Raw genomic sequence first — 19,569 nt, 5'->3', positions numbered from 1 at the left:
GTAGGCCGCACAGATGCACCAGCGGATAACGGATTGTCCGGGGCCCCTGCCCGGGCCTAACCTCCCCGGGTGCTGATTCGGGAGTTCGTCGACCGGGACTGGTCGCAGGTGTGGCCGATCATCGAGGAGGTGATCCGGGCACAGGAGACGTTCCCCTACGACCCGGCGATGACGGCCGAGCAGTCGTACGGCACGTGGGTCGAGGCGGCGCCGGGGCGGACCGTTGTGGCGGTCGACGGCGAGCGGGTGCTCGGCACCGCCAAGATGGGCCCCAACCGGCCCGGGCCGGGCGCGCATGTGTCCACCGCCAGCTTCATGGTCGCCGCCGACGCGCGGGGCCGCGGCGTGGGCACCGCGCTGTGCCGTGACGCCCTGACCTGGGCCCGCCGGCAGGGGTACGCCGGCATGCAGTTCAACGCGGTGGCGGAGAGCAACACGTCTGCGGTGCGGCTGTACCTGCGGGAGGGATTCGCGGTGATCGGCACCGTGCCGGGCGCGTTCCGTCACCCCACCCTCGGCCGGGTCGGCCTGCACGTGATGTACCAGGAGTTCTGACCGCGCCCGCTCCGCTCGCCCAGGAGGCCACAGTGGTGGTCGGCGCCTTTGGAGTTGATGTCACAAACGAATCGACCGCTGGCCGGGCCGTCCGCACCTTCCCCACCGCTTGGAGCCTCCCCGCAGCCTGAATCGTTTACGACATCAGCTCCATAGCGTCTCAACCAACGGTGCCGCCGGCCGGGGCCGGGCGCAGTCCGGGCTGCCCGGCGGCCGGCTCCGCGCCGGCTCGGCGGATCGGGGTGAAGAGGGCGCCGACCGCGACCAACAGGCACCCCGCGCCCGCCGCGAGCGTGACCGCCGGAGCACCGTAGCGGCCGGCGGCCCAGGTCAGCACGACAGCGCCGGCCGGACCGAGGGCGTAGTGCGTGCTCCAGAACGCCGACGTGACCCGGCCCAGCAGGTGATCGGGGGTGATCTCCTGGCGCAGGGACATCGAACAGATCCCGCCGACGCTGAGACAGCACAGGTACACGGCGGTCAGCGTGGTGACGGCGGGCACCGTGGTGGCGATGCCGACCCCTGCCACGGCGAAACCGCAGATCGCGTGCGCGCCGATCCAGGTGGGGCCGAAGCCGCGACGGCGGCGCAGCGGCGCCACCAGCAGCGCGCCGGCGACAGTGCCCAACGCCGCCAGGCCGAGCACCGTACCGACGGCGCCCTCGGAGCCACCGAGGTCGTGCGTGACGTGGTAGATCAGCACGTCGACGAAGCCGTAGGTGAGGAAGATGAAGACCGACAGCAGGACGGTCAGCGCGCGCAGCACGGGCTGTCGCCACAGGAACCGCGCCCCGGCCAGGAACTCGGCCAGCGGACGTTGCCGGGCCACCCCCTCGTCCGTCGTGACGGGGCGCAGTCGGATCAGCCACAGGCCGGCCGCCGAGAGCGCGAAGCTCGCCGCGTTGACGGCGATGGCGGTGGCCGGGCCGAAGCGCGCCGCCACCACACCGGCGAGCAGCGGCCCGAGGACGGCCGCCGCCGCGTACGTCGCCTGCAACCGGCCGTTGGCCTCGGTGATCCGGTCGGAGGCCACGAGGTTGCGGACCGCGGTCACCGCGGCGACCTGGAACAGCATGCCGGCCGCCTCGCAGATCGGCAGCACGACGAAGAGCAGCCAGACCTGCGGGCCGGCGAGCCACGCCAGTGGCACCAGGGCGTAGAGCACCAGCCGGGTCAGATCCGCCACGATCATCAGGGTGCGGCGGTCGTACCTGTCGACCAGCACCCCACCGAAGATCCCGGCGACGACGGACGCCGCGCCCGCGACGGCGGTGAGCAGGCCCATCCGCGCCACCGACCCGGTCGCCTGGAGCACCAGCAGCGGCACCGCCAGGTAGGCGAACGAGTCGCCGGCCGCCGAGAGCGACTGGGCCACCCAGTACGTGCCGAAGGTCCGGTCGCGCCAGAGCGGAGCCCGACCAGCGGCGGTGGATCGGCTCATCGCGCCAAGGTTAGTGAACGCGCCCCTCCGACGTTGGCCGTGGATTGCTGCCATCAGCGCGCCGGTGGCAGCTCTCGCTGGATCTGCTCGCCGGCGCAGAGCGTGCCTGAACGCCCGGAAACGACCGTGGGATCCCCCACGGCCGTTTCCGAAAGGCGCGAAACGCTCAGCCCTTGCGCAGCGGAGCGAGCGCCATGCTCCAGGCGACCACCTGGTCGAGCGTGGTGGTCAGCGAGTCCTGGTGGAACTGGTTGGGCGTGAAGACGCTGAAGTTCTCGAAGTCGGTGAAGAGCGACAGCGCGACCTGCGAGCGCACGTCGGCCATCTGGAGCTCACCGGAGATCAGGCGCAGGTGCTCCACGGCGCGCGTCCCGCCGACCGAGCCGTAGCTGACGAAGCCGACGGCCTTGTTGTTCCACTCGGCGTAGAGGAAGTCGATCGCGTTCTTCAGGGCGCCCGAGGTCGAGTGGTTGTACTCGGGGGTGACGATGACGAACCCGTCGAACGATGCGATCGTCTCGGCCCACCGCTTGGTGTGCGGCTGGCTGTACTGGCCCATGGAGGGCGGGTACGCCTCGTCGAGGTGCGGCAGTTGGTAGTCGAGCAGGTCGATCAGCTCGTATTCCGCGTCGGAGCGCTGCTTGGCGATCTCCAGCACCCAGCGGGCGACGGCCTCGCCGTTACGCCCCGGGCGGGTGCTTCCGAGGATGATCCCGATCCTGGTCATGTGTGGCGCCTTTCAGAGGTCCTTGCCTGACGACGGGAACGCTAACCGGCGCTTGATTGGTCAAGCAAATATGCGACCTATGGGCGTGATCACACGGAGGGTGAGCACTTGCTCAGTCAAACAAGTATGATAAGAGGATGTCCAACCCCTCTGCGGCGACTCCGCAACCCCTCACCCCAGATGAGGAGTCCCTGGTCCGCGCCCTGGGCCAGGTGATGCACGTCCTGCCCCGCGCGATCGACGCGGACATGGTCGGTGACCGTCAGCTACCGCTCACCGAGTACACCGCGCTGATGAACCTCTCCGAGACACCGGAGCGGCGGATGCGCATGAACGAGCTCGCCGCGCTCTGCCACCTCTCGCTGAGCGGCATGACCCGCACGATCATCCGGCTGGAGACGCAGGGCCTGGTCCGGCGGGAACGGTGCGAGGAGGACGCGCGCGGCTGGAACGCCGTCCTCACCGACGCGGGCTACGCCCGCCTGCAGGAAGCCTGGCCCAGTCACCTGGCCGCCGTACGCCGCCGGTTCCTCCAGCACTTCGAGGGCTTCGACCTCGCCCAGTTGGCCCGCGCGTTCCAGCGGGCCGGCACGGCAGAGCCGACCGACTGAGCCGACGCCGGCCCGGTCGGTCGCTCGCCCATCCGGTCTCAGCCGAGCAGCCGGCCCTCGGCGACCAGCGCCCACGCCAGCAATCCGAAGGCGCCGGTCGACGCGACGGCGCGGACCACGTTGCCGCGTACCCAGGTGATCTCGAAGCGCGCCCGCAGCGCCGCGAGGTCGGTGGCGTCGTCGACGTCGCCGGCGCGGGCCAGCACGTTGTTGAGCGGCACGTTGACCACGGCGGTGACGCCGAGCACCACCAGGTACAGCACCAGCCCGGCGACGATCCACGGCAGCACCGCCCGACGCTCGGCCCCCAGGTGCAGCGCCGCCGCCAGCAGCGTGAACAGCAGCGCGCCGCCGAAGCACACAGCGAACCACCCGTTGAGGATCGACTCGTTGATCCGCCGCATGGCGAGCACCAACGTCCGGTCGTCGGTGCGGGCCAGACCCGGCATGACCGCGTACGCGAAGGCGGCGAACAGCCCGGCGGTCAGGCCGGTGGTGAGGGTGGCGGCGAACAGGCTGGCGGTACTCAGAACTCCCATCCGCCTATTGCACCCGTTGGCGTGCGCGCCGACCAAACGCGATAGCGGTCACCGGGCCGGAGCGTGGGCGGCGAGCGGGTTGGTGAGGGTGCCGACGAACTGGAGCGCCGCCGACGGGTCGGCCAGGTCGATCATTTGCTGGTTGTTTCGCAGTTGCAGCCGGTTGAGGCAGGACAGCGTGAACTCCGGGGCGAACAGGTCGTAGTGGCGGACCCGCTCGGCCAGGTGCGGCACCCGGTCGAAGTAGTCGGCGGCGCAGGCCGCGACAGTGCGCCAGAAGTCGTCCTCGGCGAGCACGCCGGCCTCGACCAGGACGGCGTTGAGGTGCCGCAGGAAGCAGTCCACCACGTCGGTGAAGATGGTCAGCAGCTTGGTGTCGTCGGGCACCTCGACGCGGATCCGCTCCACCGCCGCCGGCAGCTCGACCTTGTCGCTCATCACCGCGATCTCCTCGGCGATGTCCTTGAAGATCACCCGCTGGACGGTGTCCTGCTCGTCGAGGACCAGGATGACGTTCTCGCCATGCGGCATGAAGGCGAGGTCGTGGGCGTAGAAGCTGTGCAGCAGCGGGGTCAGGTAGGCGTCCAGGTAGCGACGCAGCCACACCTCGGGCGCCAGGCCGGACCGGGCGATCAGCGCCGCCGCCAGTGAGCCGCCCTCGTCGTCGACGTGCAGCAGCGCGGCCATCGTGGACAGTCGCTGCCCCGGCGCCAACTCGGGCACCGGGCTCTCCCGCCAGAGGGCGGCCAACATCTTGCGGTACGGGGAGGTGCGCTCGGTCGCCGCCTCGTACTGCCGGTGCCGGTAACCCACGGCGGCCCGCTCCCGGATGACGGTCAGGCCGGTGCCGGTCAGCACCTCGTCGGCGGCGATCAGCTCGGCCAGCCAGTCGTTGATCGCCGGGGTGGCCTCCATGTACGCGGCCGACAGCCCCCGCATGAAGCCCATGTTCAGCACCGACAGCGCGGTCTTGACGTAGTGCCGACCCGACTGGCTGACGTTGAAGAAGGTGCGGATGGACTGCTGGGCGAGGTACACGTCCGGCCCGGGGCCGAGATGCACCAGTCGCCGCTCGGCCAACTCCCCGGCGAAGGTGACCGCCAGCTTGTTCCACCACTGCCACGGGTGCGCCGGGATCAGGTGGTAGTCGGCGAGGTCCAGCCCGAGATCGGCCATCGTGGCCGCGAACCGGGCCCGGGTATCGGCGTCCAGCTCGCTCTCGATGAGCGTGTCGTAGTCGAGGTCGGCGGCGCTGCTGAACGTCGAGTGGTCCCGGTGCGCGGCCAGCCACTCCAGCCGCACCGGCGCGGCGGCCTCCGGGGCGTACCGGTGGTACTCGTCGACGCCGAAGCCGAGCCGGCCGTTGTTCGCCACGAAGCAGGGATGGCCCTCGGTCATCGAGGTCTCGATGGTCTGGAAGTCCGCCTCGGCCAGCTCGGCGGCGCTCGGCGCGGCCTGGGCCAGCTTGTACGCCGTACCCGCCAGCGTCGAGGTGATCTCCTCCAGGTAGACCGGGAGCACCCGCGCGGAGAGCCCGAGGGTGTCGCGCAGCTCGACGATGAAGTCCACCGCGTCCGGGGCCAGCGAGGTGCCGTCGCGGTGTCGGGTGATGCTGTCCGCGTCGATCTGCCAGTGCGCCAGGGCGAGCACCCGTGCCGCGAACCGGTAGGTGACGGTGCCGTCGTCGCTGCGGACCTCGTACCACTGCCGGTCGTCGGGGCCGGCCACGGTCTCCGGGCCGAGCAGCCGCTCGTGGGTGAACTCGGCGAGCGCCTTGCGGACCAGCAGCCGGTTGGCCCGGGCCCAGCGCTGCGGGGTGAGGTGCCCGACCGGGTCGCCGGAGGCGTTGTGCGCGGTGGCGACGGGCGGGTGGGTGGGGACGGCGGTGGTGGTCACGCCGGGGCTCCTTCGGTTCGGGTGGCAACGGCGCGGTCGGCGGTGGCGCGGTCGGCAGCGGCCTGGAACTGGGCTCGGGTACAGACGCTGAGCAGCGCGTCCTTCTCGGGCTTGGCGATCGGGCCGACGACGGTGAAGCCGACGGCGGCGTTCAGCGCGTGCACGGCGGTGTTGCGCACGTCCGGTTCGACGACCACGCGCCTGGTCGTCGGGTCGTCGAAGAGCCACGCCATGACGGTGCCGATCACCGCCCGGGTGAAGCCGTGCACTGGTGCGTCGACCGGCGCGCAGAGGAAGTGCATGCCCACGTCACCGGGCTGGTGGTCGTACAGGCCGACCAGCTCGACGTGGGCCGGGTCGTAGCGCTCCGCGAGGAAGGCGGGACTCCCCCGCCACAGGCCGAGGAACGCGTCGTGGTGCGGGTGCTCGGCGATGCGCCGGTACTCCTCGGTCACCTGGGCCAGGTCGGCGTCCTGCATCATCCAGAACGCCGCCTTCGGGTGGGTCACCCAGGCGTGCAGCGGCGCCGCGTCGGCGTCCGGATCGAGCGGCCGCAGCGCGAACTCACCGAGCCCGTCGTCGACGTGGGTGAAGACGGTGGTCACGACGACACCCCGAACTGCTGGAAGGTGATGCTCTTCTCGATCGGGTAGTGCTCCCGGCCGAGCAGCTCGCTGATGATCCAGGAGTTGCGGTAGGCGCCCATGCCCAGGTCCGGTGAGGTGATGCTGTGCGTGTGGGTGCCCGCGTTCTGCAGGAAGATGCCCCGCCCGCTGTGGTCGATGCTGTAGTTGCGGGCCACGTCGAAGCGGCCGTGCGCGTCCCAGCGGATCCGGTCTGACACCGGCGTGAGGAACTCCGGCACCCGGTAGTGGTAGCCGGTGGCCAGCACCAACCCCTCCGTACGCAGGGCGAAGTCGCGTTCCTGCTCCACCTGACGCAACCCCAGCGTGTACTGCCCGTCCTGGTGCTCGGCGCTGACCAGCTCGGTGTTGGTGAGCAGGCGGGTGTTCACCGGCCCGTCCACGCTGTGCGCGTAGAGCAGGTCGAAGATGTCGTTGATCAGGTCGGCGTTGATCCCCTTGAACAGGCCCTTCTGCTCGGACTCCAGCCGGTAGCGGGTCGCCTCGGGCAGCGCGTGGAAGTAGTCCACGTAGTCCGGTGAGGTCATCTCCAGCGTCAGCTTGGTGTATTCGAGCGGGAAGAACCGCGGCGACCGGGTCACCCAGTTGAGCTGGTAGCCGTACCGGTCGATGTCGCCGAGCAGGTCGTGGTAGATCTCGGCGGCGCTCTGCCCGCTGCCCACCACTGTGATGCTGCGCTTGGTGCGCAGCGCCGAGCGGTGCTCCAGGTAGTGGGAGTTGTGCACGGCGTCGCCGGGCAGGTCGGCCACGGCCGGGGGCAGGTGCGGCGGGGTGCCGGTGCCGAGCACCAGATGCCGGGCCCGGTACTCCACGGTCTCCCCCGTGCCGGTGCTGGCCCGCACCACGTACCGCTCGTCGGCGGCGTCGTACTCCACAGTGGTCACGCTCTGACCGAAGCGCAGGTTCGGCAGTTTCGCCGCCGCCCACCGGCAGTACGCGTCGTACTCGCTGCGCAGTGGGTAGAAGCTCTCCCGGATGTAGAACGGGTAGAGCCGGCCGATCTCCTTGAGGTAGTTGAGGAAGGAGTACGGCGACGTCGGGTCGGCGAGGCTGACCAGGTCGGCGATGAACGGGGTCTGCAACCGGGCCGACTCCAGCAGCATGCCGGGGTGCCAGGCGAGGCTCGGCCGGGCCTCCAGGAACACCCCGTCGAGTTCGTCGATCGGCGCGGTGAGGCAGGCCAGGCCCAGGTTGTACGGGCCCAACCCGATGGCGATGAAGTCGTGGGTGGACATCGGGGTCTCCAGGCGCGGGTTCGTGGTCACCGGCGTCAGCCGACGGGGCAGGCTCATCGGCGTCAGCCGACGGTGCAGGTCAGGTCGGCGTCGACGTGGTCGTGCACGTACCGGCCGGCGTGGGTGGCGATCAGGTCGAGGACGTACCCGACGTCGTCGACTGTGGTTTCCGGGTTGAGCAGCGTGAACTTCAGGAAATGCCGGCCGTCCACCCGGGTCCCGGCGACCACGGCGAGACCGGACGCCGCGAGGGCCTCCCGGGCGTGCAGGTTGGCGGCGTCGGCCAACTCCCGGCCTGGGCCGGTGGGCAGGTAGCGGAACACCACGGTGCTCAGCTCCGAGCGCGTCACCACCTCGAAGCGCGGGTCCTCGCTGACCAGTAGCCAGGCGTCGGCGGCCCGGTCGACGACCTCGTCGAAGAGCCCGCCGAGCGCGTCCGGGCCCATCACCCGCAGGGTGAGCCAGAGCTTCAGCGCGTCGAAACGGCGGGTGGTCTGCAAGCTCTTGTCGACCTGGTTGGGGATGCGCTGCTCCACCATCCGGGCCGGGTTGAGGTAGTCGGCGTGGTAGGTGACGTGCCGCAGCGTCCGCCGGTCGCGGACCAGCAGCGCGCTGGAGCTGACCGGCTGGAAGAACGACTTGTGGAAGTCCACGGTCACCGAGTCGGCCCGCTCGATGCCGTCGAGCAGGTGCCGGCGCGTCGGCGAGACGAGCAGACCGCAGCCGTACGCGGCGTCGACGTGCAGCCACACGCCGGCTGCCGCGCAGATCCCGGCCAGGTCCGTGAGCGGGTCGATCGAGCCGAAGTCGGTGGTGCCGGCGGTGCCGACGACGGCCATCACCACCAGCCCGGCCTGCCGGCACCGGGCGATCTCCTCGCGGACGGCGGCCGGCCGGATCCGTCGCCGGGCGTCGGTGGGTACCGCGATCACCGCGTCCGGGGCGAGGCCGAGCAGTTTGGCCGACTTCTGCACGCTGAAGTGACCGGCGACGGAGGTGAGCACGCGCAACCGGGGCAGCAGTTCGGCGCGCTCTGCCGGGCCGATGGCGTCGACGCACGCCTCCTCCCGGGCCAGCAGCAGCGCCTGCAGGTTGGATTGGCTGCCGCCGCTGGTGAAGATGCCGTCGGCGCGGGGGCCGAGACCGATCCGCTCGGCCGTCCAGTCGATCAGCCGGCGCTCGATGAGGGTGGCCCCGGCGCTCTGGTCCCAGGTGTCCAGTGAGGAGTTCACGGCGGTGAGCACCGCCTCACCGAGCAGTGCCGGGATGGCCACCGGGCAGTTGAGGTGTGCCAGGTAGCGGGGATGGTGGAACCAGACGGCGTCGCGCAGGTAGACGTTCTCCAGCTCGTCGAGGGCAGCTCCGGCGTCGCCGAGCGGACGGTCCAGGTCGACCCGGTCGACCACTGGGGCCAGCTCGGCCGGCGTGATTCCGGTGCCGGGACGGTCCACTGTGGCCACCCGACGGGCGACCCGGTCGACGCCGTCGGCGATCGTCCGGCGGTACTGCTCGACCGAGCCGGCGTGCAGCAGCTGGGCCCGCGCGGCGGTTGACGCCGGTGGCGGCGTGGTGGTCTCGACGGGGTACGTCGGCACGGTCACGGAATGTCCTTCCACGTTCTCGACGAGGGGCAGCCGGAACCCTCCCCGGCGCGGCGGTGCGCCTCGGGGCAGTGCTGCCGATCGGTTGGGGTCGTCAGTCAGGCGGAGGCGCCGGCCAGCGCCTCGGCTCGCAGGTCCTCTTCGGACAGTCCGTGTCGCCAGTAGCCGGCGAAGGTCACCCTCCGGCGGTCGAAGCCGCGCTCGTCGACGAGGTGCCGGCGCAGCGCCCGCACGACGCCGGACTCGCCGGCGATCCAGGCGTACGGGGTGCCGCCGGTGGGGAGCCGGGCGGCGCGAACGGAGCTGACCAGCAGGTCACTGCCGGGCGGTGTGCTGCCCCGCACGATCCACCTGATCTCGGCGTCGGCAGCGGTGGGCAGGTCGGTGATGTCCGCGGCGTCGGGCACCTCGATCCAGGCGCGCACCCGGGTGCCGGCGGGCAGCCAGGCCAGGATGCCCTCGGTGGCCGGCAGCGCGGTCTCGTCGGCGGCGAGCAGCACGAGGTCCGTGCTGTCCGGCGGGCGGAAGCAGACGCTGCGGTTGTCGGGCACCGCCGGGCCCAGCAGCAACACCCGGTCGCCGGGGCCGGCCAGGGCCGCCCAGCGGGAGGCGGGGCCGGTGTCACCGTGGCTGACGAAGTCGATGTCGACAGCGGTGTCGGCCGGGCGGTGCTCCCGGATGGTGTACGAGCGCAGCACCGCGCGCACGTCCGCCGGCAGTGCCCGCCAGCCGCCGAACCAGTCCTCGCCCTGCTCGACCGGGACCACCGGGGCGTGCTGCCCGGGATGCGGCAGGAACAGCGAGACGCTCTGGTCCCGGCCGCCGCCGGCGAAGTCGGCCAGCTCCGCGCCACCGAAGGTGACCCGGATCAGCGAGGCGCCGACCCGGTGGGCCCGGACGACGTGCGCGGCGTAGAAGCGGTACTGCGAGGCGATCGGTGCGGCGGCGCTCGTACTCATGGCGTCAGCTGACCTTCTTCGCGTTCCGGATGGCGGTGGCGAGGTTCTCCAGCAGCGGCGCGGAGCCGGCGTACGAGAAGCGGGGTACCGCGTCCCACGGGCTCACCTGGTTGGCCTTGACCGCCGGCAGTTGCTGCCAGGTCGGCTTGGCGGTGAGGTCCTTGGCCTGCAAGGCGGTGCTGCGGTTGTCCAGCAGGATCAGGTCGGCCGGGAACTTGCCGGCGCTCTCCCAGCTCAGCGCCTCGAAGTAGTCGCCGGCTTCGAGCTTGGTGGGGACCACGATGTCGACGCCCAGCTCGGCGAAGTACATCAGGTCGGTGCTGACCTTCGGGTTGGAGACGTAGAAGAGGTCGGGGCTGCCGGAGCAGGCCATCACCTTGATCCCGGGGTTGGCCTTGACCGCCTGCCGGACCGCCTCGGCGGCGGCGGCGAAGCGGGCCTTTGCGTCGGTGACCTTCTTCGCGGACAGGTCCGCGCCGAGCGACTCGGCCAGCGCCGCGTACCGCTCGATGGGCTTGGTCATCGGCACCCGGGCGGTGGTGATCGCCACACTGGGCGCCAGCGGGAGGATCTTGGCCTTGCTCTCGTCCGGCACGTACCAGAGCGCGTCGGGGTCGTACATGTGGGTGACCAGCAGTTCGGGGCGCAGCGCCGCGTACTTCTCCAGGCTGAACTCGCCCCACACGTTGCCGAGGATCTCGACGCCCTCGACGTTCAGGTCGCCGGCCTGCGGCTCGGCCGTGCCGTCGGCGCGCTTGGTCTCACCGAACACGCCCACGAGCTGCTTGTCGAGACCGAAATCGATCAGGGCCGCCGCCACGCCGGTGAAGGCCACCACGCGAGTCGGACGGGCCGGCGCCTCGACGTTCGTGCCGCGGTCGTCGGTGAACGACCAGGGACCGCTTCCGTTGCCGGCGGCGGGTTTCGCGGCGTCGTCCTTGCCGCAGGCGGCGAGCAGGGTGGCCAGGGTGGCAGCGCCACCGGCGGCCAGCAGGCCACGGCGGGAGAGGCGGCGGGCGGACAGGGCATCGGGCATGGTGTTGTCTTTCGATCAAGGGTTGGCCGGGGTCGACCAGGGCAGCGGGGTTAGGTTAGCCTAACCTCGGTCATTGTCAACAGCGGTACGCCGTGTCGCCACCACCCCGGAGCCCACACTGGACGCCACACCCACCGTCACCCGACCGGCACCGCCCGTGCCGGCCAGGCAAACGGCAGCACCCCCGAGCCGGCGTGGCCGCCGGGCGGCCCGCGCCGCCGGCCTGGTCACCGCCGTGGCACTGCTCGCGGTGATCGTGGTGCTCAGCATCGCGGTCGGCGCGAAGGCCATGCCGCTCGCCGACGTCTGGTCCGGACTACTGCACCGCGACGCCACCGAGTACGCCGTGGTGCACCGGATGCGCCTGCCCCGCACCCTGCTCGGGCTGCTCGCCGGCACCGCCCTCGGTGTGGCCGGCGCGGTCATGCAGGCCCTCACCCGCAACCCACTCGCCGACCCCGGGCTGCTCGGCATCAACGCCGGCGCGTCCGCGGCCGTCGCCACCGCCGCCGCGTTCCTGGGCGTCACCGCCGTCGGCGGGTACGTCTGGTTCGCGCTGCTCGGCGCGGCGGCGGTGACCGCGCTCGTCTACGCCGTCGGCGGCGGACGCGGCGCCACCCCGGCCCGACTCGCGCTGGCCGGGGCGGCGCTCAACGCCACCCTCTACTCCTACGTGAGCGCGGTGATGCTGCTGGACACCGCGTCGCTGGAGCGGCTGCGTTTCTGGACGGTCGGCTCACTGGCCAGCGCGGACTCCGCGACAGTCACCCGGGTGCTGCCGTTCATCCTCATCGGGTTGCTGGTCGCGCTCGGTGCCGCCCGACCGCTGAACGCGCTGGCGCTCGGCGACGACGCGGCGCGAGCCCTGGGCGCTCGACCCGCGCTGATCCGCGCCGCCGTGATCGTCGCCGTCACCCTGCTCTGCGGTGCGGCGACCGCCGCGTGCGGCCCGATCGTCTTCGTCGGGCTGCTGGTGCCGCACCTGGTCCGCGCCCTGACCGGCCCGGACCTGCGCTGGCTGCTGCCGTACTGCGCGGTGCTCTCGCCCGCGTTGCTGCTCGGCGCCGACGTGCTCGGCCGGGTGCTGGGCCGCCCCGGTGAACTCCAGGTCGGCATGGTGACCGCAGTGCTGGGCGGTCCGCTCTTCCTGTGGCTGGTCACCCGCCGACCGGTGGCTCAGCCGTGACTGTTCTGCGTACTTCATGGGGGTTGTCGCTGCGGTTTCGGCCCCGCGCGTTGGGCGTCGGGGCCGGCGCGGCGGTGCTCGCGGCCGGGTTCGGTCTGGTGGCCCTGGGCAGTGGTGACTACCCGATGGGGCCGGCGGACGTGCTGCGCACGTTGACCGGCGGTGGCACCGTGGCGGAGCAGTTCATCGTGCTCGAGCTGCGCCTGCCCCGGCTGGTCACCGCCCTGTTGGTCGGTGCGGCGTTGGCTCTCGCCGGCACGGTGTTCCAGTCGCTGGTCCGCAACCCGTTGGGCAGCCCGGACATCCTGGGCTTCACCCAGGGCGCGTCGACCGGGGCGCTGGTGGTGGTCGTCCTCGGTGGCAGCAGCCTGGCGTTGGCCGGCGCGGCGGTCGTCGGTGGTCTCGGCACCGGTCTGGTGATCTACACGCTCGCCTGGCGGCGCGGGGTGCACGGCTTCCGGCTCATCCTGGTCGGTATCGGGGTGTCCGCGATCCTGACCGGTGTCAACGGCTACCTGCTGACCCGGGCGCCCCTGATGGAAGCCGCCCGCGCGGTCCTCTGGCTCACCGGCAGCCTGGACGGGCGAGGCTGGGCCAACGCCGGGCCGCTGCTCGCCGTCCTGGTCGTGTTGGCGCCGCTGGTGCTCGTCGGCTGCGCCCCGGCGCTGCGGATGATGGAGTTGGGCGACGACGCGGCCAGCGCCCTGGGCGTGCCGGTACGCCGGCTGCGGCTGGTGCTGCTCGCTGCCGCCGTGCTGCTGGTCTCGTTCGCGACGGCCGCCGCCGGGCCGGTGTCCTTCGTGGCGCTCGTCGCCCCGCACGTGGCGAAACGACTGACCCGGGCCCCGGGTCCGAACCTGCTGCCGTCGATGGCCGTCGGCGCGGCGCTGCTGGTCGGGGCCGACCTGGTTGCGCAGCGCGCGTTCGCCGGGCACCAACTCCCGGTCGGCGTGGTGACCGGCGTGATCGGCGGCGGTTACCTGGTCTGGCTGCTGGCGATGGAACGTCGGGCGGGCCGGCTGTGAACACCCGTGACGCCCTCGAAGGAGCACCCATGCGACCCGGCGATTCCCGACTCGGCGGCACCGCGCTGACCCTCGCCTACGACCAGCGCACCATCGCCGAGAACCTGACAGTGGCGGTGCCTGACAGGTCCTTCACGGTGATCATCGGCCCGAACGCGTGCGGCAAGTCGACGCTGCTGCGCGCCCTGTCCCGGATGCTGCGCCCCAGCGCCGGTGCGGTGCTGCTGGACGGACGGGACATTCACGATCTGCCGGCCCGCAAGGTGGCCCGTACGCTCGGCCTGCTGCCGCAGTCGTCGATCGCACCGGACGGCATCAGCGTCGCCGAGCTGGTCGCCCGGGGTCGCTACCCCCACCAGGGGCTGCTGCGGCAGTGGTCCCGCGAGGACGAGCGGGTGGTCGAGGAGTCGATGGCCGCGACCGGGGTCGACGACCTCGCCGACCGGGCGGTGGACGAGCTGTCCGGCGGGCAGCGGCAGCGGGTCTGGATCGCCATGGCGCTGGCCCAGCAGACGCCCCTGCTGCTGCTCGACGAGCCGACCACGTACCTCGACATCGCCCACCAGATCGAGATCCTGGACCTCTGCGCCCGGCTGCACGAGGAGCAGGGCCGCACCCTTGTCGCGGTGCTGCACGACCTGAACCACGCGGCCCGCTACGCCACCCACCTGATCGCCATGCGCGACGGCCGAGTGGTGGCCGCCGGGGAGCCGGCGTCGGTGGTCACCGCCGACCTGGTGGCGGAGGTGTTCGGGCTGCCCTGCCGGGTGATCGACGACCCGGAGACGGGCACCCCGCTGGTCGTCCCCGCGGCCCGACGCCGCGCCACCACACTGGCCCCGGAGCCGGCGTGAGCGAGCGGAGCGAGCGAGCCAACGGCGAGCGGCGTTTCCGCGACCCGTGGGGGGTTCCGCACCTGCGGGCCGACGACCCGATCGCGCTGGCGGCGGCGCAGGGCCGGGTGACCGCGTACGACCGGGCCTGGCAGATCGAGGTGGAACGGCACCGCGCCCAAGGCACCAGCGCGGCGTTCCTCGGCCCCGACGCGCTCGACTGGGACCGGTTCGTCCGGCAGGTCCGGCTCGACGACACCGCACGCCGCTGCCACGCGGCACTGGACCCGGCGACCGCCGAGTGGGTGGGCGCCTACGTGGACGGCGTCAACGCCGCTCTCGCCGCCGGGGCGGCCCGGTCACCGGAGTTCGCCGCCACCGGGCTGCGACCGGGTCGGTGGGAGCCGTGGACGCCGCTCGCAATCTGGCTGGGCCACCACATCCTGTTCGCCGGGTTCCCCGGCAAGCTCTGGCGCGAGCACGTGGCGCAGCGGCTCGGGCCGGACGCGGTCGACCTGTTCGCCACCGACGGGCCGGCCGTGGCCGGCAGCAACGGGTGGCTGCTCGCCGCCGAGCGCACCGGCACCGGGGCCGCGCTGCTCGCCGGTGATCCGCACCGGTTCATCGAGGATCCCGGCGTCTACCAGCAGATCCGGCTGGCCTGCCCGGAGTACGACGTGCTCGGGTTGGCGGTGCCGGGTGTGCCGGGCATCGCGCACTTCGGGCACACCGGTCCGGTGGCCTGGGCGATCACCAACGCGATGGCCGACTACCAGGACGTGTACGCGGAGCGGCTGCGCCGCGACGGCCCCCGGGTGCAGGCGCTCGGCCCGGACGGCTGGCGACCGGCGCACCGCCACGTCGAGACGATCGAGGTGGCCGGGGCCGACCCGGTCGAGGTCGAGGTGGTGGAGACCGATCGTGGTCCGGTGATCGCCGGCGGGCCGGACGACGAGACCGCCGTCAGCCTGCGCTACCCGCCCCGGGTCCGGGGTGACCTCGGTTTCGCGACGCTGCCGGAGCTGCTGCGCGCCCGCACCGTGGCCGATGTGGACCACGCGCTGCGGCACTGGGTGGAGCCGGTCAACGTGGTGCAGGCGGCGGACACCGCCGGAGGGCTGTTGCACCGGGTCGCCGGGGCGGTGCCGGTACGGCACCCGGAGAACGGCCGGCGGGTGGTCCCCGGATGGGACGCCGAGTACGCCTGGCAGGGCTGGCACGCGCCGATGCCCCGCGCCGAGGTGATCGGTCGGTCGGTGATGGCCAACGAGCGCGGGCTGGCGGCGCCACTCGGGGTGGAGTTCGCCCCACCGCACCGGGCGCATCGCATCGCCGAGCTGCTCGACGCCCGTTCGGCCTGGACGGCCGACGAGATGGCCTCGGTGCACACCGACACGTACCTGGGCGCGGCCGGGCCGCTGCTGGCGGTCCTCGCCGAGTCGACGGGGCTCGGTCCGGCCGCCGCCGCGCTGCGTGAACGACTGCTGCGCTGGGATCGCCGGATGGCCGCCGACAGCACTGACGCGGCGGCCTACGCCATCCTGCGGGCGGCTGTCGTACGCCGGATGGCCGCCCACCCGGCGTTGGCGGCGCTGGCCGAGCCGCCCGCGTACCCCGAGGTGTTCGCGCCCTGGCTGGCGCTGACGCCGCGCGTCGGTCACGCGCTGGAGCACCTGCTCGGCGCGACCCCGCTGCCCGGTGTGGACATCACCGCGCTGGTACGCGAGGCGGCCGAGGAGGTCGCCGACGCGGCGGCCGGGCAGGTGCCCTGGGGGGACCTGCACCGGCTGGCGCCGTGGCGGGCCCTGCCCGGGCCGGACACCGGGCCCGGCCCCCGGCTCGACGGTGACCACGACTGCGTGTTGGCCACCTCCAGCGTTCCCGGGGTCACCCACTGGTGCTTCCGGGGGCCGGCGGCGCGCTTCGTCTGGGACCTGGCCCGCCGCTCGGACAGCCGCTGGGTGGTCCCCCTCGGCGCCTGCGGGGTGCCCGGCGACCCGCACCACGACGACCAGAGCGCCGCCTGGCTGGCCGGGGACCTGCTGCCGGTCGTCACGGAGTGGGACCGGCTCGCCGAGGAACTCCACTGACGGCACCGGCCGCCGCTCGGGGTGTTCGCGCACCCCCGGACGGCGGCCGGCCGCAGTGCTGTCAGCGCAGGCCGAACGCCCGGCTGATGCGCTGGCTCACGGTGTTGCCGGCGCTGTCCCGCGCCGTGGTGCGCAGGCTCACGAAGCCGGCCTTCGCCGGTGCGGCCAGCGAGGTACGCCAGCCGTCGCCGTGCCGGGTCAGCCGCTGCTTCTGCCAGGTCGCCCCGTCGTCGTAGGACACCTCGACGGTCACCGCGCCGATCGTGCCGGTGACGTCGGGCAGGTGGGAGGCGACAACGGTCAGCGGTGCCCGCCGCGACGCCCTGCCGGCGGAGTCGATGGCCACCTGGTAGTCCAGCTGGATCATCGGCAGCACCTCGGCCGACTCCTCCCCGGTGACCGCCGAGTGGAAGCCCCACTCGGTGCGGGTCTGCCGGGAGTACGGGTTGGTCCACGCGGCCCGGTCGTTCTCCACCACCAGCCGGTACGGCAGCCGCTGCCCCGCCAGCCCGGAGACCTGGAGGTACTCGGCGTTACCCCAGTTCAGCTCCTTGTCGCCCTGGTAGAGGGTGGTCCGGTTGACCATGTCGTAGTTCGCGTACGCCTCACCGATGTGCCCGCCTCCGTCGCCCCACCCGGGCGCGGGCAGGTAGACGGTGTCCAGGTACCGGACCGGCACGTAGCTGCCGCCCATCCGGGGGCGCTGGATCGGCCCGAACCAGGTGACGGCGCTCGGCTTGCCGGCCGGGTACGTGGTCACCGCCATCAGGTGCTGACCGGTCTCGCCGGCGATGAACGCGTCGTCGATCCACCGCTGGTCGGCGCTCACCCAGTCGGTGCGTCGGCCCTGCGCCGGGGCCGGCTCCTGGTTGCTCGACGCCCAGCCGCGCCAGACGTCGGTGCGGAACTCCAGCGCCTTGCCCTGCCGGTAGTTGCGGAACTCCACGTCGACCCGGGCCAACTGCCGCTTGGTGGGCCGGTAGGTGGGGTCGGCCGGCACCGTGCCGGTCCAGTGGTGCGCCACGTCGTACAGGTAGGTGGTCTCCGGGTGCGACTCGACGGTGAGCCGCACCGCACCACGCTCCAGTGCGGCGATGAGCTGCCCACCCTCGTCGGCGCCGAGGGTTGCCACTGTGACCGGGGCCGGGCTCTCCGGGCTCCACGCCGCCTCGTCCCACGGCTGGAGCCGACCGACGCCGTCGTTCACCACGAGCAGCAGCTTCGCTCCGGCCGCCGCGGCGGCCTGCGCCTGGGTGGCGATGTCCACACTGTCACTGCGGCGCACCACAACGGCCCGGTCCCGGACCGGACGCTTGGCCAGCCCCGCCGCCGACGCGTCGGCGACGTAGACCGCGTCCAGCTGGCGACGACCGGCCGGCAGCGCCGGGGTCGCCCGCTTCACCAACAGATCGTCGTACGAGCGACCGCCCGCCGAAACGGTCAACGCCGGCTGCTCCAGCCGCCACCGGGCGCCGAACTCGAACTCGCCGTCGGTCACCGGACGGCTCGTCGGCAACGCCCACATGCTGTCGTACGAGTCGTCGGGCAGCACCTGACTCTCGGTGAGACCGTTCTTCGTGGACCGGTGGATGTCCATCCGCAACGCGCTGGCGGTGGCCTCCTGCGGCAACCGGGCCTGCACCTGTCGGGCGGCGCGCGCGTCCAGGGTGACGGTGCGGTCGCGGTCCAGGTTCACGTCGGTGAAGCTGAGCATCGCCATGCCCTTGGAATGCGGCCCGTGCGCGCCGCGCACGTCCGTGGAAATCCAACCGTTCCAGCTTCCCACCGGCAGCCGCAGCGTGGCGGTGCCGCTCTCGGGCAGGTCCACGGCGGTGAACAGGGTGTCGGCGGTGAGGATGACCTTGCCGACGAGCGGCTTGCCGTCGCGGTCCTTGGCGACCAGCGTCAGGTTCTGCCGCTGGCCCTCCTTGCCGGCGCCGATCAGGGTGCGCCCACGCACCGCACCGGTGTCGTCGGTGGCGACGATCATGCCGCTGACCTGCTTCTCCACCGGCAGCTTGTCGTACGCGGCGGTCACCGTCACGGTGGCGGTACCGCCGGCGGGCACGGTGACCCGGTCGGCGGAGAGCGCGAACAGTCCGGCCGGCGCGGTCGCCGCGTCGAGGGCCAGCTTCAGGTCGATCGACGCGCTGCCGAGGTTGGTGTACGTGACCGTACGGTCGACGGTCGTGCCCGGCTGCTGCGGCCACGCCTGGAAGCCGGAGTAGGCGCTCGGGGTGGCGAAGACGGTGGCGTTCGCGACGGCGACACCTACGTCTACCCGGACGCCGCGCTGTCCTATGTGACCAGCGGCCTGCTGGACCGGCAACTGTTCAACGTCACCGACCTCATCGCCGACGGCTACGACGACGCGCACACCGACGCGCTTCCGCTGATCGTCACGATGACCGACGCGGCGGCCCGCAACCGCACCCGCCCCGCCGTCGACGGCGCCGAACTGGTCCGACCGTTGGACAGCGTGCAGGGCGCGGCGCTGACCCGCCAGCGTGCCACCGCCGACCGGTTCTGGACCGCGCTGACCGCCGGTTCGACCCGGCGTACGGGTGACGCCCCGACCCTGGCCAACGGCATCGCCAAGGTCTGGTTGGACGGTCGGGTGCACGCGGACCTGGCCGAGTCCACCGCGCAGATCGGCGCGCCGAAGCTGTGGGCCGAGGGCAACACCGCCACCGGTGTCGACGTGGCGGTTCTCGACTCGGGTGCGGACGCCGAACACCCGGATCTCGTCGGCCAGATCGCCGAGTCCAGCAGCTTCGTGCCCGAGGAGCCCGACATCCTCGACTACAAGGGCCACGGAACGCACGTCGCCTCGACGATCGCCGGCACCGGCGCCGCGTCCGGTGGCGCCGAGCGGGGCGTCGCCCCGGGTGCCCGCCTGCACATCGGCAAGGTGCTCAACAGCGAGGGCAGCGGACAGAACTCGTGGATCATCGCCGGCATGGAGTGGGCGGCCCGCGAGCAGAAGGCCCGGGTGGTCAGCATGAGCCTGGGCGGTGAGGCCACCGACGGCAGCGACCCGATGAGCCAGGCGGTCGAGCGACTCAGCGCCGAGACCGGCGCCCTCTTCGTGATCGCCGCCGGCAACAGCGGCCCGGCCAGCATCGGCAGCCCGGGTGCCGCCAACTCCGCGCTCACCGTGGGCGCCGTCGACCACACCGACCACCTGGGCG

At 72.4% G+C, this 19,569-nt stretch carries 17 protein-coding genes; 7 read left to right on the top strand and 10 right to left on the bottom strand.

Annotation, left to right across the window (positions count from 1 at the left end; translation table 11 throughout):
- Nucleotides 1-69 precede the first annotated feature (69 nt).
- Complete coding sequence (locus tag KBX08_RS08745) at nt 70-555, top strand: GNAT family N-acetyltransferase (protein WP_210782222.1); 486 nt, start codon at nt 70-72, stop codon at nt 553-555.
- Nucleotides 556-715: 160 nt separating this feature from the next.
- Here the strand turns inward: KBX08_RS08745 and KBX08_RS08740 are convergent, their stop codons facing one another.
- Together KBX08_RS08740 and KBX08_RS08735 are read right to left on the bottom strand one after the other, a co-directional pair.
- Nucleotides 716-1,996, bottom strand: a complete 1,281-nt coding sequence (locus KBX08_RS08740; protein ID WP_210782220.1) for an MFS transporter — start codon at nt 1,994-1,996, stop codon at nt 716-718.
- A gap of 166 nt (nt 1,997-2,162) precedes the next feature.
- Entirely contained in the window at nt 2,163-2,723 is a 561-nt protein-coding gene (locus tag KBX08_RS08735; RefSeq protein ID WP_210782218.1) for an NADPH-dependent FMN reductase, read from the bottom strand.
- A 137-nt stretch (nt 2,724-2,860) separates the two neighbouring features.
- On the opposite strand from KBX08_RS08735, the gene KBX08_RS08730 reads away from it, so the two are divergent.
- A complete protein-coding gene (locus KBX08_RS08730; RefSeq protein ID WP_210782216.1) occupies nt 2,861-3,334 on the top strand; it encodes a MarR family winged helix-turn-helix transcriptional regulator in 474 nt (157 codons plus the stop codon).
- A 38-nt stretch (nt 3,335-3,372) separates the two neighbouring features.
- Here the strand turns inward: KBX08_RS08730 and KBX08_RS08725 are convergent, their stop codons facing one another.
- From KBX08_RS08725 to KBX08_RS08695, 7 genes are all read right to left on the bottom strand, one after another.
- Nucleotides 3,373-3,873, bottom strand: a complete 501-nt coding sequence (locus KBX08_RS08725) for a DUF1772 domain-containing protein (RefSeq protein WP_210782215.1) — start codon at nt 3,871-3,873, stop codon at nt 3,373-3,375.
- A 48-nt stretch (nt 3,874-3,921) separates the two neighbouring features.
- Nucleotides 3,922-5,769: an IucA/IucC family siderophore biosynthesis protein gene (locus KBX08_RS08720; RefSeq protein WP_210782214.1), complete on the bottom strand. Its 1,848-nt coding sequence runs from the start codon at nt 5,767-5,769 to the stop codon at nt 3,922-3,924.
- Nucleotides 5,766-6,374, bottom strand: a complete 609-nt coding sequence (locus KBX08_RS08715) for a GNAT family N-acetyltransferase (protein WP_210782212.1) — start codon at nt 6,372-6,374, stop codon at nt 5,766-5,768. Before KBX08_RS08715 ends, KBX08_RS08720 begins: the two co-directional genes overlap by 4 nt.
- Nucleotides 6,371-7,648 (bottom strand): lysine N(6)-hydroxylase/L-ornithine N(5)-oxygenase family protein, encoded by a 1,278-nt coding sequence (locus KBX08_RS08710; protein WP_210782381.1) that lies wholly within the window; start codon nt 7,646-7,648, stop codon nt 6,371-6,373. The genes KBX08_RS08715 and KBX08_RS08710 overlap by 4 nt, the downstream gene beginning before the upstream one ends.
- A 62-nt stretch (nt 7,649-7,710) precedes the next feature.
- Nucleotides 7,711-9,249: an aspartate aminotransferase family protein gene (locus KBX08_RS08705; protein WP_307850484.1), complete on the bottom strand. Its 1,539-nt coding sequence runs from the start codon at nt 9,247-9,249 to the stop codon at nt 7,711-7,713.
- A 98-nt stretch (nt 9,250-9,347) separates the two neighbouring features.
- The gene (locus KBX08_RS08700; RefSeq protein ID WP_210782210.1) at nt 9,348-10,208 is read right to left on the bottom strand and encodes a siderophore-interacting protein; all 861 of its coding nucleotides are present in this window, start codon (nt 10,206-10,208) and stop codon (nt 9,348-9,350) included.
- A gap of 4 nt (nt 10,209-10,212) precedes the next feature.
- On the bottom strand, nt 10,213-11,244 hold the full coding sequence (locus tag KBX08_RS08695; protein ID WP_210782208.1) for an ABC transporter substrate-binding protein: 1,032 nt from the start codon (nt 11,242-11,244) through the stop codon (nt 10,213-10,215).
- Between the two features lie 73 nt (nt 11,245-11,317).
- Here KBX08_RS08695 and KBX08_RS08690 point away from each other — a divergent pair, with 73 nt between their 5' ends.
- The 4 genes from KBX08_RS08690 to KBX08_RS08675 are packed head-to-tail and all read left to right on the top strand — an operon-like array spanning nt 11,318 to nt 16,378.
- Nucleotides 11,318-12,430 (top strand): FecCD family ABC transporter permease, encoded by a 1,113-nt coding sequence (locus tag KBX08_RS08690; protein ID WP_372494716.1) that lies wholly within the window; start codon nt 11,318-11,320, stop codon nt 12,428-12,430.
- Nucleotides 12,427-13,455: an iron chelate uptake ABC transporter family permease subunit gene (locus KBX08_RS08685; protein WP_210782202.1), complete on the top strand. Its 1,029-nt coding sequence runs from the start codon at nt 12,427-12,429 to the stop codon at nt 13,453-13,455. Before KBX08_RS08690 ends, KBX08_RS08685 begins: the two co-directional genes overlap by 4 nt.
- Nucleotides 13,456-13,484: 29 nt before the next feature.
- Nucleotides 13,485-14,309 carry an ABC transporter ATP-binding protein gene (locus tag KBX08_RS08680; protein ID WP_091398778.1) on the top strand — a complete coding sequence of 275 codons (825 nt, stop codon included), beginning with the start codon at nt 13,485-13,487 and terminating at the stop codon, nt 14,307-14,309.
- Nucleotides 14,306-16,378, top strand: coding sequence for a penicillin acylase family protein (locus KBX08_RS08675; protein ID WP_210782200.1), 2,073 nt, complete (start codon nt 14,306-14,308; stop codon nt 16,376-16,378). The genes KBX08_RS08680 and KBX08_RS08675 overlap by 4 nt, the downstream gene beginning before the upstream one ends.
- Nucleotides 16,379-16,439: 61 nt before the next feature.
- Here the strand turns inward: KBX08_RS08675 and KBX08_RS08670 are convergent, their stop codons facing one another.
- The gene (locus tag KBX08_RS08670) at nt 16,440-18,707 is read right to left on the bottom strand and encodes a hypothetical protein (protein ID WP_210782398.1); all 2,268 of its coding nucleotides are present in this window, start codon (nt 18,705-18,707) and stop codon (nt 16,440-16,442) included.
- Here KBX08_RS08670 and KBX08_RS08665 point away from each other — a divergent pair.
- On the top strand, nt 18,681-19,569 hold an 889-nt coding region (locus KBX08_RS08665), incomplete at its 3' end, for a S8 family serine peptidase (RefSeq protein WP_307850483.1). The genes KBX08_RS08670 and KBX08_RS08665 overlap by 27 nt on opposite strands.

This window comes from Micromonospora sp. H61 (assembly GCF_018070325.1).
Classification (GTDB): Bacteria; Actinomycetota; Actinomycetes; order Mycobacteriales; family Micromonosporaceae; genus Micromonospora; species Micromonospora salmantinae.
Note: the sequence above shows the minus strand (reverse complement) of the source record. Positions and strands in the feature narration are given on the sequence as shown.